The organism is Streptomyces odontomachi (assembly GCF_024435355.1).
Classification (GTDB): Bacteria; Actinomycetota; Actinomycetes; order Streptomycetales; family Streptomycetaceae; genus Streptomyces; species Streptomyces odontomachi.
Map to the genome: position 1 here is coordinate 76852 of NZ_JAMJWG010000017.1, position 14639 is coordinate 91490.

Annotated in this window: 14 protein-coding genes; 3 read left to right on the forward strand and 11 right to left on the reverse strand. The window is 74.7% G+C overall.

Annotated elements, in window-relative coordinates; genetic code table 11:
• Positions 1-31 precede the first annotated feature (31 nt).
• From NQO67_RS29985 to NQO67_RS29995, 3 genes are all read left to right on the forward strand, one after another.
• On the forward strand, positions 32-2191 hold the full coding sequence (locus NQO67_RS29985) for a RecQ family ATP-dependent DNA helicase (RefSeq protein ID WP_255953459.1): 2160 nt from the start codon (positions 32-34) through the stop codon (positions 2189-2191).
• A 58-nt stretch (positions 2192-2249) separates the two neighbouring features.
• Complete coding sequence (locus NQO67_RS29990; protein ID WP_255953460.1) at positions 2250-2729, forward strand: GNAT family N-acetyltransferase; 480 nt, start codon at positions 2250-2252, stop codon at positions 2727-2729.
• 95 nt (positions 2730-2824) lie between these two features.
• A complete protein-coding gene (locus NQO67_RS29995; protein ID WP_255953461.1) occupies positions 2825-3133 on the forward strand; it encodes a hypothetical protein in 309 nt (102 codons plus the stop codon).
• A gap of 59 nt (positions 3134-3192) precedes the next feature.
• Here NQO67_RS29995 and NQO67_RS30000 read toward each other — a convergent pair whose 3' ends face one another.
• From NQO67_RS30000 to NQO67_RS30050, 11 genes are all read right to left on the reverse strand, one after another.
• Entirely contained in the window at positions 3193-4275 is a 1083-nt protein-coding gene (locus tag NQO67_RS30000) for an NAD-dependent epimerase/dehydratase family protein (RefSeq protein WP_255953462.1), read from the reverse strand.
• Positions 4272-4640, reverse strand: a complete 369-nt coding sequence (locus NQO67_RS30005; protein WP_255953463.1) for a MaoC family dehydratase — start codon at positions 4638-4640, stop codon at positions 4272-4274. Before NQO67_RS30005 ends, NQO67_RS30000 begins: the two co-directional genes overlap by 4 nt.
• Positions 4637-5077 carry a hypothetical protein gene (locus NQO67_RS30010; protein ID WP_255953464.1) on the reverse strand — a complete coding sequence of 147 codons (441 nt, stop codon included), beginning with the start codon at positions 5075-5077 and terminating at the stop codon, positions 4637-4639. The genes NQO67_RS30005 and NQO67_RS30010 overlap by 4 nt, the downstream gene beginning before the upstream one ends.
• Entirely contained in the window at positions 5074-5823 is a 750-nt protein-coding gene (locus NQO67_RS30015; protein WP_255953465.1) for an enoyl-CoA hydratase, read from the reverse strand. Before NQO67_RS30015 ends, NQO67_RS30010 begins: the two co-directional genes overlap by 4 nt.
• Positions 5824-5924: 101 nt before the next feature.
• Entirely contained in the window at positions 5925-8192 is a 2268-nt protein-coding gene (locus tag NQO67_RS30020) for an acyl-CoA dehydrogenase family protein (RefSeq protein WP_255953466.1), read from the reverse strand.
• Positions 8189-8968, reverse strand: coding sequence for a hypothetical protein (locus NQO67_RS30025; protein ID WP_255953467.1), 780 nt, complete (start codon positions 8966-8968; stop codon positions 8189-8191). The genes NQO67_RS30020 and NQO67_RS30025 overlap by 4 nt, the downstream gene beginning before the upstream one ends.
• Positions 8965-9876, reverse strand: coding sequence for a CoA-transferase (locus NQO67_RS30030; RefSeq protein ID WP_255953468.1), 912 nt, complete (start codon positions 9874-9876; stop codon positions 8965-8967). The genes NQO67_RS30025 and NQO67_RS30030 overlap by 4 nt, the downstream gene beginning before the upstream one ends.
• Positions 9873-10685: an SDR family NAD(P)-dependent oxidoreductase gene (locus tag NQO67_RS30035; protein WP_255953469.1), complete on the reverse strand. Its 813-nt coding sequence runs from the start codon at positions 10683-10685 to the stop codon at positions 9873-9875. The genes NQO67_RS30030 and NQO67_RS30035 overlap by 4 nt, the downstream gene beginning before the upstream one ends.
• The gene (locus NQO67_RS30040) at positions 10682-11836 is read right to left on the reverse strand and encodes a CaiB/BaiF CoA transferase family protein (RefSeq protein ID WP_255953470.1); all 1155 of its coding nucleotides are present in this window, start codon (positions 11834-11836) and stop codon (positions 10682-10684) included. Before NQO67_RS30040 ends, NQO67_RS30035 begins: the two co-directional genes overlap by 4 nt.
• A complete protein-coding gene (locus NQO67_RS30045; protein ID WP_255953471.1) occupies positions 11833-13410 on the reverse strand; it encodes a 3-hydroxyacyl-CoA dehydrogenase NAD-binding domain-containing protein in 1578 nt (525 codons plus the stop codon). The genes NQO67_RS30040 and NQO67_RS30045 overlap by 4 nt, the downstream gene beginning before the upstream one ends.
• Entirely contained in the window at positions 13410-14588 is a 1179-nt protein-coding gene (locus tag NQO67_RS30050; RefSeq protein WP_255953472.1) for a thiolase family protein, read from the reverse strand. The genes NQO67_RS30045 and NQO67_RS30050 overlap by 1 nt, the downstream gene beginning before the upstream one ends.
• Positions 14589-14639 lie beyond the last annotated feature (51 nt).

The window sequence follows — 14639 nt, forward strand, 5'->3', positions numbered from 1 at the left end:
GATTGTCGGTGCCATCGGGTTGCATGGGGGCATGGACGAACGGGAGCTGCGCGCGGAAGCCGACGCCATCCTTGCCGAGCTCGTCGGTGATCCGGACGGCTCGGCACGGTTGCGGGAGGACCAGTGGCAGGCGGTGGCGGCGCTGGTGCTTCAGCGCCGGCGTGCGCTGGTGGTGCAGCGCACCGGCTGGGGCAAGTCGGCGGTGTACTTCGTGGCCACCGCCCTGCTGCGGCGGCGCGGCTCGGGCCCGACGGTGATCGTCTCACCGCTGCTGGCGCTGATGCGCAACCAGGTCGAGTCGGCGGCCCGGGCCGGCATCCGGGCGCGCACCATCAACTCGGCCAACCCGGAGGAATGGGACGCCATCTACGAGGAGGTGGAGCGCGGCGAGACCGATGTCCTCCTGGTCAGCCCGGAACGCCTCAACTCGGTGGACTTCCGCGAGCAGCTGCTGCCCAAGCTCGCGGCCACGACCGGCCTGCTGGTGGTCGACGAAGCGCACTGCATCTCCGACTGGGGCCATGACTTCCGCCCCGACTACCGCCGGCTGCGGGCGATGCTCGCCGGTCTCGCCCCCGGGGTACCGGTACTCGCCACCACAGCGACCGCCAATGCGCGGGTCACCGCCGACGTGGCCGAGCAGTTGGGCACCGGCGCCGGCGAGGCCCTGGTGCTGCGCGGCACGCTGGAGCGGGAGAGCCTGCGGTTGGGCGTGGTGCGGCTGCCGGACGCCGCGCACCGGCTGGCCTGGCTCGCCGAGCACCTGGACGAGCTCACCGGCTCCGGAATCATCTACACGCTGACGGTGGCCGCGGCGGAGGAGGCCACCGCCTACCTGCGCCAGCGCGGCTTCGACGTGGCCTCCTACACGGGCCGCACGGAGCACGCCGACCGGTTGCAGGCCGAAGCCGACCTGCTGGAGAACCGGGTCAAGGCACTGGTCGCCACGTCGGCGCTGGGCATGGGCTTCGACAAGCCGGACCTCGGCTTCGTGCTCCACCTCGGCTCGCCGTCCTCGCCGATCGCGTACTACCAGCAGGTGGGGCGCGCCGGACGCGGGGTCGAGCACGCCGATGTGCTGCTGCTGCCGGGCAAGGAGGACGAGGCCATCTGGCGCTACTTCGCCGACACCGCCTTCCCGCCCGAGGACCAGGTGCGCCAGGCACTCGCGGCCCTCGCCGACGCGGGCCGGCCGCTGTCGGTGCCGGCCCTGGAGGCATCGGTCGACCTGCGGCGCAGCCGGCTGGAGACCATGCTGAAGGTGCTGGACGTCGACGGTGCGGTCAAGCGCGTGAAGGGCGGTTGGACGGCCACGGGCGCCGCATGGACGTACGACGCCGAGCGTTACGCCTGGGTGGCACGGCAGCGGGCCGCCGAGCAGCAGGCCATGCGCGACTACGTCAGCACGTCCCGGTGCCGGATGGAGTTCCTGCGCCGGCAGCTGGACGACGAGGCGGCGGCCCCGTGCGGCCGGTGCGACACCTGCGCGGGCGCCTGGGTCGACGCCGCCGTGACGGCGGAGACCCTGTCGGCGGCGACGAAGGAACTCGACCGCCCCGGGGTGGAGATCGAGCCGCGCCGCATGTGGCCGACGGGCATGGCCGCCCTGGGCATCGACCTCAAGGGACGCATCCCGGCCACGCAGCAGTGCGCCACCGGGCGTGCCCTGGGGCGGCTCTCCGACATCGGCTGGGGCAACCGGCTGCGCCCGCTGCTGGCCGAGAACGCGCCGGACGGCCAGGTCCCCGACGATGTCCTGCGCGCCGCGGTGGACGTCATCGCCGACTGGGCACGCTCCCCGGGTGGCTGGGCGCCCAGCGTTCCGGACGCCGCTGCCCGGCCGGTGGGAGTCGTCGCGGTACCGTCCCTGGCCCGCCCGCAGCTGGTGGGTTCGCTCGCCCAGGGCATCGCCACCATCGGTCGCCTCCCCTTCCTGGGCGCCCTCACCCACACCGGGCCGGGCGAGGGACACACGGCACGCCGCAGCAACTCCGCGCAACGCCTGCGGGCGCTGTCCGGCGCCTTCTCCGTCTCCGGCGAACTGGCCGACGCCCTGACCCACTCACCGGGCCCCGTCCTGCTCGTCGACGACTACACCGACTCCGGCTGGACCCTCGCGGTCGCCGCCCGCCTCCTCCGCCAGGCCGGCAGCGACCGCGTCCTTCCGCTGGTCCTCGCCGCGGCGGGCTGAGCGGCGGGGGCGGTATTCCCTTGGCGCAGGGTCCCGTCCGGCGGGCATCCTGGAATGCATGATCCGGGTCAGGGACGCCGCGAAGGGGGACGCCGCGGGGCTCGTCGAGCTGCACGCCGGCGTTCATGAACTGCATGCCGGGCAGCGGCCCGACGTCTTCGTCGGGGAACCGGACCAGGCACGGGTCGAGGCCTTTTTCCACGGCCTCGTCGATGAGCCCGCCGTGCACGTCCTGGTGGCCGAAGCGGCCTCTGACGGGTCGGTCGTCGGATATGCCGTGGCCCGGGTGGTGGAGCGCGAAGCCGGTCTGCACGTCCACCGGAGCGCGGCGATGAAGCTGGAGCACCTCGCCGTGGATCCCGTCGCCTCGCGCGGCGGGGTGGGAAGTGCGCTCCTGGAGGCGGTACGTGAGCGCGGCCGTGCGGCGGGCTGCCGGCGGCTGCACGTCAACGTGTGGTCCTTCAACACGTCGGCCCGGTCCTTTTACGAGGCCCGCGGTCTGGTGCCGATGAAGCAGCAACTCGAGCAGGACATCTGAGCGTCCGACCAGGACACGAGGGGGCTGCGGGAGCGCACGAGCCGACTGCGGGAAACCGTCATCGGCGGTGATCGCCGCGAGTAAGGTACCGGCCCATGAGAGTCATGGGGTGGATATTCCTGGTGGTGGGCCTGTACTTCCTGGTGCAGGGGTTCGCCATGCCGATGATCGCGGAACGCAGTGACCTGGAGAGCGCCGAGTTCATGCAGATCCGGGAGGCCAGTTCGCAGCTCGGCATCGGGCTGATGATCGGTGCCGCCGCCTGCGCCCTGCTGGACCGCGTACAGGGTGGTGCCGCAGCCCGCCCGCCGCAGCCCTCGGCGCCGCCGCAGTACCCGCCGCAGCAGCAGGGGTACCAGCAGATGCAGCAGCCCCAGGGCTGGCAGGCTCCGCCGCAGCAGTGACACCGCGGCGGTGCTCCCGCGGCGCGATGACGGTCGACGGGCCTGGCCGTCGTCGTCCGTCAGCCCGGTGGCAGCACACCGCGGTCGACCAGCGCCCGCAGCCAGTGCCGGAACGAGAGTTCGGTGTCCCAGGTGTCGGTGAACCCGGCCTGGGACACCTTGACGGTGCTGACGAGGGCCGGCGGGGGTGCGGTCCTTGCGCCGGTGGCGAAGTGGAAGTCGGCGTAGTGGTGTGAGGCGCCGAGCAGTGCGGGAAGCGCCAGGGGGCGCAGCCCGTGGCGACGCACCAGCCGGTCCCACGTCGCTGCGTGCGCGGGCAGGAACTCGGCGAGCCGACGCGGGGTGTCGGGCGCCGGCTCGAGCCCCGACTCCTCGGCGAGCGCGGGCCACAGGTCGCGCCAGCCGAAGACCTCGCCGTTGGTGAGGTTGAAGTGCTCGCCCCTGGCTGCCGGGCTGCCGGCCGCCCAGCGCGCCGCCCGGGCCACCAGCCGGACGTCCACCGCCTGAGTGACGTAGGAGGGTCCGCCGGGGAAGCCGAACGGCAGACCCTCGGCACGGCAGATCGCCGCGTACGCCCCGATCACCGGCGGCAGGTTCATGGCGACGCCGTGGGTGGGCCCGACGACCAGCTGGGGACGGAGCACGGTCCAGGAAAGGTCCCGTTCCCGGGCGACCGCCCTCAGGTGGTCCTCCTGGAGCCAGTAGAAGTTCTGGTGCGGGTCACGGGGGTGCCGTTCCCGGGCCGGAACCCGGATGGGGTGATGGTGCACCCCGTAGGCCTTGGTGCCCTGGAGCAACGTCAGGTGCTCGACCGGGGCAGACCTGAGGGCCTCGGTGACGGACTGGAACATGGCCAGGTTGATCGCCATCTGGTGGGGCTCGCGCCAGCCGCGCACCAGGTCCGGCTTCTCGAAGACGGCGGCGTAGACGACATGGGTCACCTCGGCGAACCGGCCGGCGGCAGCCCGGACGGCGGCGGGATCGCGCAGGTCCACCGGCAGGTGCTGGAAGGCGACCTCCGCTGCGGCCTCGGGAGCCCGCCGGGAGACGGCCAGCACCCGCCAACCGGCCGCGGCGAACTCCGCCACGCAGGCGGCGCCGACCAGCCCGCTCGCGCCGACTACGAGGACGGTGCCGGTCATGGGGAGTGCTCCTTCGAAGGAGGGTCGGCGGGCGTCGGGGACCAGGTCACGTCGACCGGCCGGTGGTCGCCGCACCGCAGCCGCACCCCGGCGCCGTCCCGCTCCAGGGCCACGGTCGATCCCAGGGGGACGGGCGCGCGGAAGCGGACGGTGAGGTCGCCGTGGTGTGCTCCGCCCTGCTGGAGCGCGTCACAGATCAGGGCGAACAGCAGCGAGCCGTGGGCGATGGGGCGCTGGAACCGGGTGGTGGCCGCGAACTCCGGGTCGGTGTGCAGGGGGTTGCGGTCGTCCACCACCTCGGCCCAGGCCAGCGCGGTGTCCAACGTGAGGTGCCGGGTGCCGGCAGGCTCGGGAACGGGGGTCATGCCGCCCCCGCCGGCCAGTCCAGCAGAAACCGCACCGAGGCGACGAGGGCATGGGCGTCGGCCGGCCCCGTCGCCGCGGACGCCGCACGGGACGGTGCCCCGCCCGGAGCACCGCGCAGTGCCACGATGACGGCGACGCGGCGCCGCCCGGAGCGTTCGCCGAGCAGGGCCGAGGAGATCCGTGCCTGCCAGCGGCCGTCGGCCGGCGGTGGCCCGGCGGAGCGCTGGGAGATCTCCCGCAGCACGCCCCCCGGCGGCATCGGCCGGCCCCGGGTGTAGGCCAGCCGGGCCACCACCGAAGCGAGCCCCGCCGGTGGTTGCCGGCCGGAGAAGCCGGTGACGGCCCGGTAGTCGCGTTCCACGGTGTCCGGCACCGCGACGTCGACCCAGCTGCCGTGGGTGTCCAGGTCGGCGATGCGCAGCGGCGGGTGCGTCATTTGCGGAACCTTGCGACGGCCTTCTGGATGGCCGGGCCGGTCGCCGATGAGGCCTGCGCCCAGGACTCGAACTCCAGGGTGGCGTCGAAGTCCCCGGACCGCGCCACCCCGACGGCGCTCTTGATGTCCCGGGCCAGCGCCGGGTCCAGGGCCGCCCAGCGCCCGGCGAGCTCTCCCGCGGCGGCCACCGGGTCGTCGACGAGCCGTAGCGCCAGGCCCTCGCGCACCGCGTCCTCGCCGGTCAGCGAGCCACCGTCGAGGAGCAGGGCGAGCGCCTTCTGCGGGCCGAGCCCGTCCACCAGGAACCAGGTGCAGCCACCGCCCGGATGCAGCCCGATCCGGCTGAAGGTGGCGGCGAACGAGGCGCGGGGCCCGGCCAGCCGCACGTCACAGGCCATGGCCAGGTTGAGCCCGGCTCCGACGGCCGGGCCCTGCACGGCGGCGACGGTGGGGATGGCCAGCGACCGCAGGCGCAGGAAGCTGTCGTACACCTGGTGCAGGTGGGTGCGGGTCTCAGCGACACTGCGGCCGGTGGTGCCGAACAGGGCCGGGAGGTCGGCGCCGGCGCAGAATGCGGTGCCGGCGCCGGTGACCACGAGGGTCCTGGCGTGCGGGTCGGCGGCGACGGCGGACACCGCGTCACCCAGCTCCCGGACCATGGCCTCGTCGATGCAGTTGCGCCGGTCGGGATCGTTCAGGGTGAGCGTCCACTGGCCGGCGTCCTGGGACAGGTCGATCTTCGTCATCGTTCGCGCTCTCTTCGCTGTGGTGGGGTCGTTCCCCCGGTCGGTCCCCGGGCTGCCCCAGGGGGACTCGGCCGGGGTGGACGACGATGGCACGTGGCCCGTCAGTCCTGCCGGTCGAGGTCGGCGGTGAGCCAGTCCCACACGCCGTCAGGGCCCAGCGGCAGCAGCCGTTCGCCGAGCAACCGCGCCCAGTGCCGGTCGCCGCCGAACTCGTCGCGCCAGGACCACAGCCTGCGGGTCGCCCGGTGCAGCGGGTGTTCACGGGTCACGCCCATCGCGCCGTGCAACTGGTGGGCACCACGGGCCACCTCGGTGGCCGCAGCGCCGGCGACGACGACCGCCGCCGCCACCCGGTCGACCGCCACCCGTGACCGGCTCGCCGCCACCGCGGCGGACAGCGCGGTGCGGGCGAGGGCCAGTTCCGAGGCCATCCGGGCCAGGGTGGCGCCCACGGCCTGGAACGCCAGCAGGGGCCGCCCGAACTGCTCCCGCACCGTCACATGCTCCACGGTGTGGGTGACCGCCCGCTCCAGGGCCCCCACCATGGCCGCCGTCCGCAGCAGCGCACCGGCGGCGGCGACCGAGCCGGGCTCCGGGGCACCGCTGCCGATCCGCTCGGCGTGCACCGCATCGAACCGCACCGTGTCACGGGGTTCGCCGGCGAGGTTGACGCCGGGCTCCCGCACCAGTCCCGACGCGTCGGCGGCCACCGACAGCAGCACCTCGGGGCCCGTGCGGTCCCGGGCCAGCACCAGCAGCCGCTCGGCAGCACAGCCCCACGGGACCCGGGTGGCGGTGCCGGAGAGGCCGGCGCCGTCCCAGAGAAGTTCCTCACCCCGGCCCGGCAGCACCACCGTCGCGGTGGACTCGACCAGCGGCCGGCCAGCGGCGGCCAGCAGCCGGCGCGCCCACGCGGTCTCGGCCAGGGGGATCGCCGTCGTGCGGCGTCCGGTCGCCTCGACCAACGTCACGAGGTCGTCCAGGGTGCCTCCGGCGCCGTCCAGCGGCTCGGGGGTGGCCACCTGGGGCCACTGAAGATCGCTCACGGTCCGCCACACCTCGGGCAGCTCTCCGGGCCGCTCGGGGGTGCCCTCGTCCTGCCCGGTGGCCCGGTCGGCCAGCACCTGGTCGGCCAGGGCGCGCAACTCGGCAGCGTCCCCGCCGGAGGACGACGCCCCGTCGCCCCCGCCGGTCCGGCCGCCGGGCGCGGCGGCGGCTCGGGCGATGATGGTGCGCAGAACCTCCGTGGTGCCGCCGCGGATGGTGAAACCGGGCGCCGCCAGCACACCCTGGGCCAGCAGCAGGGCGTCGCCCGTGCCCGCCGGGTCGGGCTCGATCCGCAGCACCTGCCGGGCGAGCTCGTTCACCTCGCCCTCGAAGACGGTGCCGAGGTCCTTGAGCATCGCGGCCTGCTGGACGGGTGCCTGTCCCGCGTCGACGGCCTGCGCGGTCCGCCAGGCCAGCCGGCGCAGGCCGGCCAACCGGGCCAGCGCCCCGCCGAGCGGGCCGGCGAACTCCCGGGCCGTCTCCGGATCCGAGCCGGCCGCGGCCAGCACGGCGGCCAGCAGCGGATAGGTGCTCAGCACCCGTTCCATGCCGCCGCGTTCGAAGGCCAGCTGTTCGGTGACCTGGCGCCAGCCGTCGCCTGCGGTGCCGAGCAACCGGTCGGCCGGGACCGGGACGTCGTCGAAGGTGACCTCGTTGAAGTGGTGCTCCCCGGACAGGTCGTGGATCGGGCGCACCGCCACGCCCGGGCTGTCCATGGCGACCACGAACTCGCTGAGGCCCTCGTGCCTGCGGGCGCCGGTGCCGGTGCGGGCCAGCACGTAGGCGTGGCTGGAGCGGTGCGCCTGGCTGGTCCAGATCTTGCGCCCGCGCAGCCGCCAGCCGCCGGCGGGCTCCGACGTCGCTTCGGCCACGGTACGCACCGAGGCCAGGTCGGAGCCGGCCTCGGTCTCGCTCATCCCCAGGCAGAACGTCACCTCGCCGCGTGCGATGCCGGGCAGGAAGCGGCGTTGCAGCTCGGGCGAGCCGTAGCGGAGGATGGCCGGGCCGATCTGGCGGTCGGCGATCCAGTGGGCGGCGACCGGGGCGCCGGCCCGCAGCAGTTCCTCGGTGACCACGAGACGCTCCAGCGCCGAACGGTCGCCGCCGCCCAGCTCGGCCGGCCAGGTCATGCCGATCCAGCCGTGTGCGGCCAGCTCCCGGCTGAAGTCGGGGTCGTGGCCGCGCAGCCAGGCGTCGCAGCGTGGTGTGAAGCCCCGCTGCGTGCTCCATCGCTCGACCACGGCACGGACCCTGGCCCGTAGCTCGGTCAGGTCCGCCGGGCCGGTGGCGGGGGCCGGCGCCGGCCGGTGGGTGGTGGTCATCGCAGGCTCTCCAGTTCGCTCAGGGCCCGCCGGGCCACGGCGTAGCCACGGTCGGCGGCCTCCTCCAGTACCCGGGCGGCGGCGCTTCGTTCCCGGTCGGCGATCGGCGGGCGGGGAACCGGGTGGTCGGTGGCCACGTTCAGCTCGCGCAGCCGTTCGACGAACTCCTCGCTGCCGGGCAGCTCCGCGGCCAGTTCCACCAGCTCCGGGCGCCGGCCCAGGCGCACCAGGCCCCAGCGGGTGTGCAGCCGGACCGGGGTGTCCGGACCCGGTGCGGCGGTGGTGTGCTCGACCTCGGCCTGGAGCCGCCGCAGGTCGGCGCCGCCGTGCAGCCACACGAGATCGCGGGCCCGGGCGGCGATGTCCGGGGCACCGCCGCCGCCCGGCAGCCGTACCGTCGGCTGCCGGCGCGGGCCCAGGAACGAGGAGTTGACGTGGCCGCGCACATCGACGTTGCCGGCGTCCAGCACCACCCGGTGGAAGCGGTGCGCCATGGCCAGCAGGACGTCCGTGGTGCTGCCGGTCCAGCCCTGCGCGTCGGCGTAGGCGGGGTAGTCGGTGGTGGAGGTGGGGACGGCACGGCCGGTGCCCCAGCAGGCCGCGCCCGCCTCGAAGACCTGCACGAACGGGGCGCCGTCCAGGGCGTGCGCGAGGTGGCCGGCCAGCACCGGCCAGTGGAAGCCGGTGAAGACCCAGCCCCCGAGCCGGAACTCGCGGGCGGCCCGGACGAGGAAGTCGACGGTGGGTGTGGGCGGGGGAGCGGGGGTGCCGGTCACGGTGTCACCTCGGGGAGTGCGGGGTCGGCCGGCCGGGCGGTGCGGACCTCCTGGTCCAGCCAGCGCTGGAAGCCCTCCGCGGTGCGGGACCGCTCGGCGTACCGCTCGTACGCGGCGACGTCCCGGTCGTAGCGGCCGACCGTGCCGTCCGGTGCGACCGCCCCGGGGCGGTGCACGTAGGCGTCGACGAGCACGCCGGGTACATGCACTCCGGCGGCCCGTACCGCGGCCGGTTCGGCGATCTCCTCGGCCACCAGCACCACGGTGGTCGCCGCCTGGGCGGCGAGCAGCATCTCGCCGAGCGGCCCGCGCAGATGGCCGTTGCCGTCCGGGTCCACCAGGTCGACGTGGAGGAAGGCGACGTCGGGGCGTTCGGCGCGCACCACCCGGGTCGATCCGAACGGGCTGTCCACGGTGGCCAGCAGGCCGCCGGTCCAGTCCTCGTCGACAAAGCCGGTGCCGGGCAGGTCGGCGACCGGCATGAACGGCACGCCGTGCGCACCGGCGGTGAGCGCGGCGCTCAGCAGGCCGAGGCTCAGCTCGTGCAGGCGCGGGGTGCGGGCGCCGGCCTGAGCGGCCCGCCGGAAGTTCCATGCGGGGGCCGGGCCGACCGGGCTCCAGCAGTGCCCGAAGGCGGCCGAGCGCAGCGTTCCGGCGCCGAGCAACTGGTCGAGCAGCAGCCCGCCTGAGGCGATCACGGCGTCCACGTCGTGCACGCCCTGACGGATCATCTCGTGTCCGACGCTGAACAGCTGGGCGCCGAAGTTCCCCAGGTACAGCCGGGTGCCGGGGTGTACGTGGGCGCGTACCGCCTCCGGGAGCGTCAGCCGCCGCGCCGTCAGGGCGCTGGTCCCCGTACCGGTATCCGTACTGGTCCCCGTACCGGTATCCGTATCGGTTCCGGTCATCGATAGGCCTCCGGAAGCATGTGCAGGCCGGCGCCGAGGTGGGCGCCGCCGTCGATCTGGAGCAGCTGTCCGGTCATCAGGGCCCCGGCCGGGCTGGCCAGGAACGCCACCAGTTCCGCCACGTCGGGCGCGGGCGTGGGCCGGCGCATCGGCGTGGCGCGCTCCACCAGGTTGTCCAGCACATGGCTGCTGGCCTCGTCACCGAGGGCGTGGGTGAGCACGGTGCCGGGGCCCAGGCAGTTGAGCCGGATGCCGTCGTCGGCCCACTCCAGGGCGAGGCTGCGGGTGAGGCCGAGCACGCCGGAGCGTGCGGCGATCGAGTGCGCCATGCCCATGCCGCCGCGTTCGACCCCGGACAGCGAGATGTTCACCACGCTGCCCCGGGTGGCGGCCAGATAGGGGCGGGCGGCCTTGGTCAGGTGGAACACGCTGGTCAGATTGAGGTCGAGGACCGCGCTCCAGCCCCGTGCGGAGATCTCCGTGGCGGGCGCGAAGAACTGGCCCCCCGCGTTGTTCACCAGCAGCCCCAGGCCGTCCCGTTCGCCGACCTCGCACAGCGCGGCGGTGGCCGCCTCGGTGTCCCGGACGTCGCAGACCCGGTACGCGTAGCGGTCCGGATGTTCCAGCAGCTCTCCGGTCTCCCGGAGCGAGTCCTCGTGCCGGCCAAGACCGGCGACCCGGGCGCCCAGCTGGGTCAGCCGTTCGGCGATGGCCCGGCCGATGCCGCTGCCGGCGCCGGTGACCAGCGCGGAGAGGCCGTCGAGTGAGCCCTTGGCCAGGACCTGGGGGGCGGGGGCGGGCTGGGTCATGGGTGATCCTTCCTCTCCGTCGGTGCGGTGCCCTGCGGCTGCGGCGTAGCGGGTGGGCCCGGTGGGTCGCCTGCGGCCGCCGTGGCGGTTGGGGGGCGTGGCGCCGGGCGGCGTGCTGCTCGGGTGCCCGAGAAGACGGCAGGGTGCTGCGGCACCGCCTCGCCGCTCGGCTCCCGGTCCACGACCGCGCCGGGCCGCTCCCGTGCGGTGGCCCGCAGCGCCTGCACCGGGTCGCGTACCGGCCCGCCGGGCACGTCGAGCTCCTGGAGCCGGGCGCAGACCTCCGCGACCCGGTGCCGCGAGGTCCATGCCTCGACGATGGCGTCGAAGCGGGAGGGGTCGGCCAGCCGGGCTTCCGCGCTGGCCTCCGGCCCGTCGACCACCGGACGCAGCCGGGCCCAGTGCTTGTCCAGACCGGCGTACACGTAGGCGTGGCCGTCCTGGCAGCGGTAGACGTTCGACGGCGCGGTGGCCGCGTCCTGGTTCCCCCGGCCACGCTGGAAGTCCCCCTGCTCGGCGGCGATCAGCGAGGCGGGCCCGGTGAGCGCGCTCATCGCGACCTCGATCATCGGCACGTCGATCTCCACGCCGGTGTCCAGCTGGGGGTCGAGCAGCGCCATCGCGGTCGCGGTGCCCGCGTACAGGCCGCTGAAGACGTCGGTGGGGTAGCCGGCCGAGATCCGGGGCCGGCCGTCCTCCGCCGCGTTGAGCAGCGCGAATCCGCTCACCGCCTGGGCGATGGAGTCGAAGCAGGTACGCGGGTCGTCGGCGCCGTAGGCGCTGACCACGGTGACCACCAGGTGCGGGCGGGTGCGGTGCAGGGAGGCCGTGTCCAGGCCGAGCCGGGCGCGGGTGCGCCGGCCGAAGTTCATCACCACGGCGTCGGCACCGTCGAGGAGTTCGTCCAGCCGCCGCCGGTCTGCCGGCTCCCGCAGGTCCAGGGTGACGCTGGACTTGCCGGTGTTGTAGGCGCGGAAGTAGGCACTGCCGAACCGGCTTCCGGTGAGGGCGCGCGACGGATCGCCGCCGGGGGGCTCGACCTTCACCACCTCGGCGCCGTAGTCGGCGAGCAGCTGACCGCAGACCGAGCCGGCGATGTACTGGCTCAGGTCCACCACCCGGCGGCCCCGCAGCGGCGCCGGGGCGTTCACCGCCGCTCCCCGGCCGCCTGCCGGCGCAGGTACGGGGCGGGGCGGTAGCGGGGATCGCCGAACAGGCCGGCCATCGACCGCAGCGCGGCGTACACCGTGGCCGCGCCGTGGCGTCCCAGCTCCTCGAAGGGTCCGCGCGGGTGGTTCATGCCCAGGGTGAGCGCCAGGTCCACGTCGCCGGGGGTGGAGGTGCCCTCCTCGACGACCGCGACGGCTTCGTTGATCATGCAGTGCGCCAGCCGGTCGGCGACCAGGCCCGGTAGCGCGGGCACCTCGACCGCGGCGGCACCCAGCGCGTCCAGCAGCAGCGCCACCGGGTCCAACGGCTTCAGCCCGGCCACCTCGTCCACCACCACCTCGGCGAACAGGTCACCGGCGGGGGAGCGGTGCAGGCACACCCAGCCGGCGTCGCGGGGCAGCAGGTCCAGCCAGTGCCCGTCGGAGCTGTCGACCACCACCCGGCCGCCGCCCTCGGCCAGCTCCCGTACCGCGGCGGCATCCGCCTCGGTGGGGCGGCGCCGGCAGCGGTACACGGTGACGGCGGGTGCGTCCGTGCCGGCGTCGGCGGCAGCGGGAGGCGGCAGTTCGACCGGGCCGGTGGTCGCGTCCGGGCCCGCCACGTCGATCCGCAGTGCGGGGCGCTCGGGGGCGGGTCGGCGCACCACCCGGGCGAGCGCGGCCCGTGGCTTCTCGACCGCGTAGTCGTAGAAGCCACGCCCGGCGGCCCGGCCGGTCATCCCGCCCCGCACCAGCGAACGGGCCAGCGGGATCGGCCGGTAGCGGGGGTCGCCGAACTCCCGGAGCGCGGTCTCGGAGGACGCCAGATGGGTGTGCAGACCGGTGAAGTCAAGGAGCGTCAGCGGGCCCATCGGGTGCCCCAGCGCCCCGCAGGCCACGGCGTCCACCGCGGCGGGCTCCACGCCCTGGGTGGCGAGCAGTTGTGCCTCGTAGTAGAGCGGCCGGCAGATCCGGTTGACCAGGAAGTTGGGGGAGTCCCGGCAGACCACGGGGGTCTTGCCCAGCGCCTCGGTGAGCCGGCGGGCCCGTGCCAGGCTGGCGTCGCCGGTGCCGCGCGCTGCGACCACCTCGACCAGGCGCATCTTCGTCGCCGGGTTGAAGAAGTGCAGGCCCACGACCCGGGACGGATCGCCGAAGGCCCTGCCCAGCTCCGCCACGCTGAGCGAGGAGGTGTTGGAGGCGACCAGCAGATCGTCCGGGCCGTGTGCGGCGATCTGCGCCAGCAGCTCCCGCTTGACCTCCAGGTTCTCCACGACGGCCTCGACGACGACCGAGGCGTCGGCCACCGCTTCGGCGAGCGGGGCGCCGACCACCGAGCGCAGACTCTCGCCGTCCGCCTCGGCCTCCGCGCGGATCCTCGCAAGACCGTCCTCGGTGAGCCGGGGCGAACCGTCCACCACCCGGACCTCGGCGCCGGCCCGGTCGAAGACCCGGGCGATGCCCCGGCCCATCGGTCCAAGACCGACGACGACCGCCCGCAGCCCGGCCAGGTCGGACCGCTCGCCCGTCCCTTCCGCCTCTTCCACCTCGTTCGGCTCGTTGCTCGACGGCGCCATCAGGCGGTCACCCCTTCGACGACCGCGGCGACGCCCATCCCGCCGCCGACGCACAGGCTGGCCACGCCGAGCCGGGCCTGCCGCCGCTCCAACTCGGCGAGCAGGGTCACCACCAGGCGCAGCCCGCTCTGCCCGGTGGGGTGGCCCAGTGCGATGCCGCCGCCGTTGACGTTGACCCGCTCCTCGTCGAGTTTCAGCTCCCGCACGTTCTGCACGATCTGCGCGGCGAACGCCTCGTTGATCTCGAACAGGTCGATGTCGGCGCTGGTCAGGCCGGCGGAGGCGAGCGCCGCCGGGATCGCCGCTGTCGGGCCGACGCCCATCATGCTGGGGTCGACGCCCACGGCGGCGAACGAGCGCAACCGGGCCCGCGGGGTCAGCCCGTAACGGCGCACCGCCTCGCCGCTGGCCACCAGCATCGCGGCGGCACCGTCGGCCATCTGGCTGGCGTTCCCGGCGGTCACCGTGCCGTTCCGTTCGAAGGACGGCCTCAGCCGGGCGAGCCGTTCGAGGTCGCTGTCCCGCCGGAAGGTCTCGTCCACGGCCAGCGAACCGTTCTCCGACGCGACGGGCACCACCTCGCCGGCGAACCGGCCCTCGTCCCAGGCGCCGGCCACCCGCTGGTGGCTGCGGGCCGCCCAGGCGTCCTGGGCTTCGCGCGTGATGGCGAACTCGCGGGAGACCTTCTCCGCGGTCTGTCCCATGTTCAGCCCGCAGATCGGGTCGGTGCCGCCGTCCCGCCAGCCGTCGGCCAGCGTGATGTCGCCGCGCCGGACGCCCTCCCAGCGCAGGGTGTACGGCGCCAGGTACGGCATGGTGCTCATGGACTCCACGGAGATCGCCAGCGCCACCTCGGCCGTGCCGTCGGCCACCGACTGGTGGGCCAGCTGGAGCGCCTTGAGGCCGGACGCGCAGGCCATGTTCACGGTCTGGGCCGGTACCCGCTGCGGCACGCCGGAGGCGAGGGAGACCTGGCGTCCGGGGTTGGGCCCGTTGCCCGCCTGCCGGCAGTTGCTCACCACGGTCTCCTCGACCGCTTCGGCCGGCAGCCCGGCCCGCTCCAGCACCGCGCGCCCGGCGACACTGCCCAGCTCGACCGCCCGCACGTCGCGCAGCGCCCCGCCGTACCGGCCGTGCGGGGTGCGCACACCGGATACCAGAAACGTTTCTCTGCTCATCTCTCGCCTCTCGCCTCTCGCCTCTCACTCGCGTCTCGTCGCTCGGTGCCG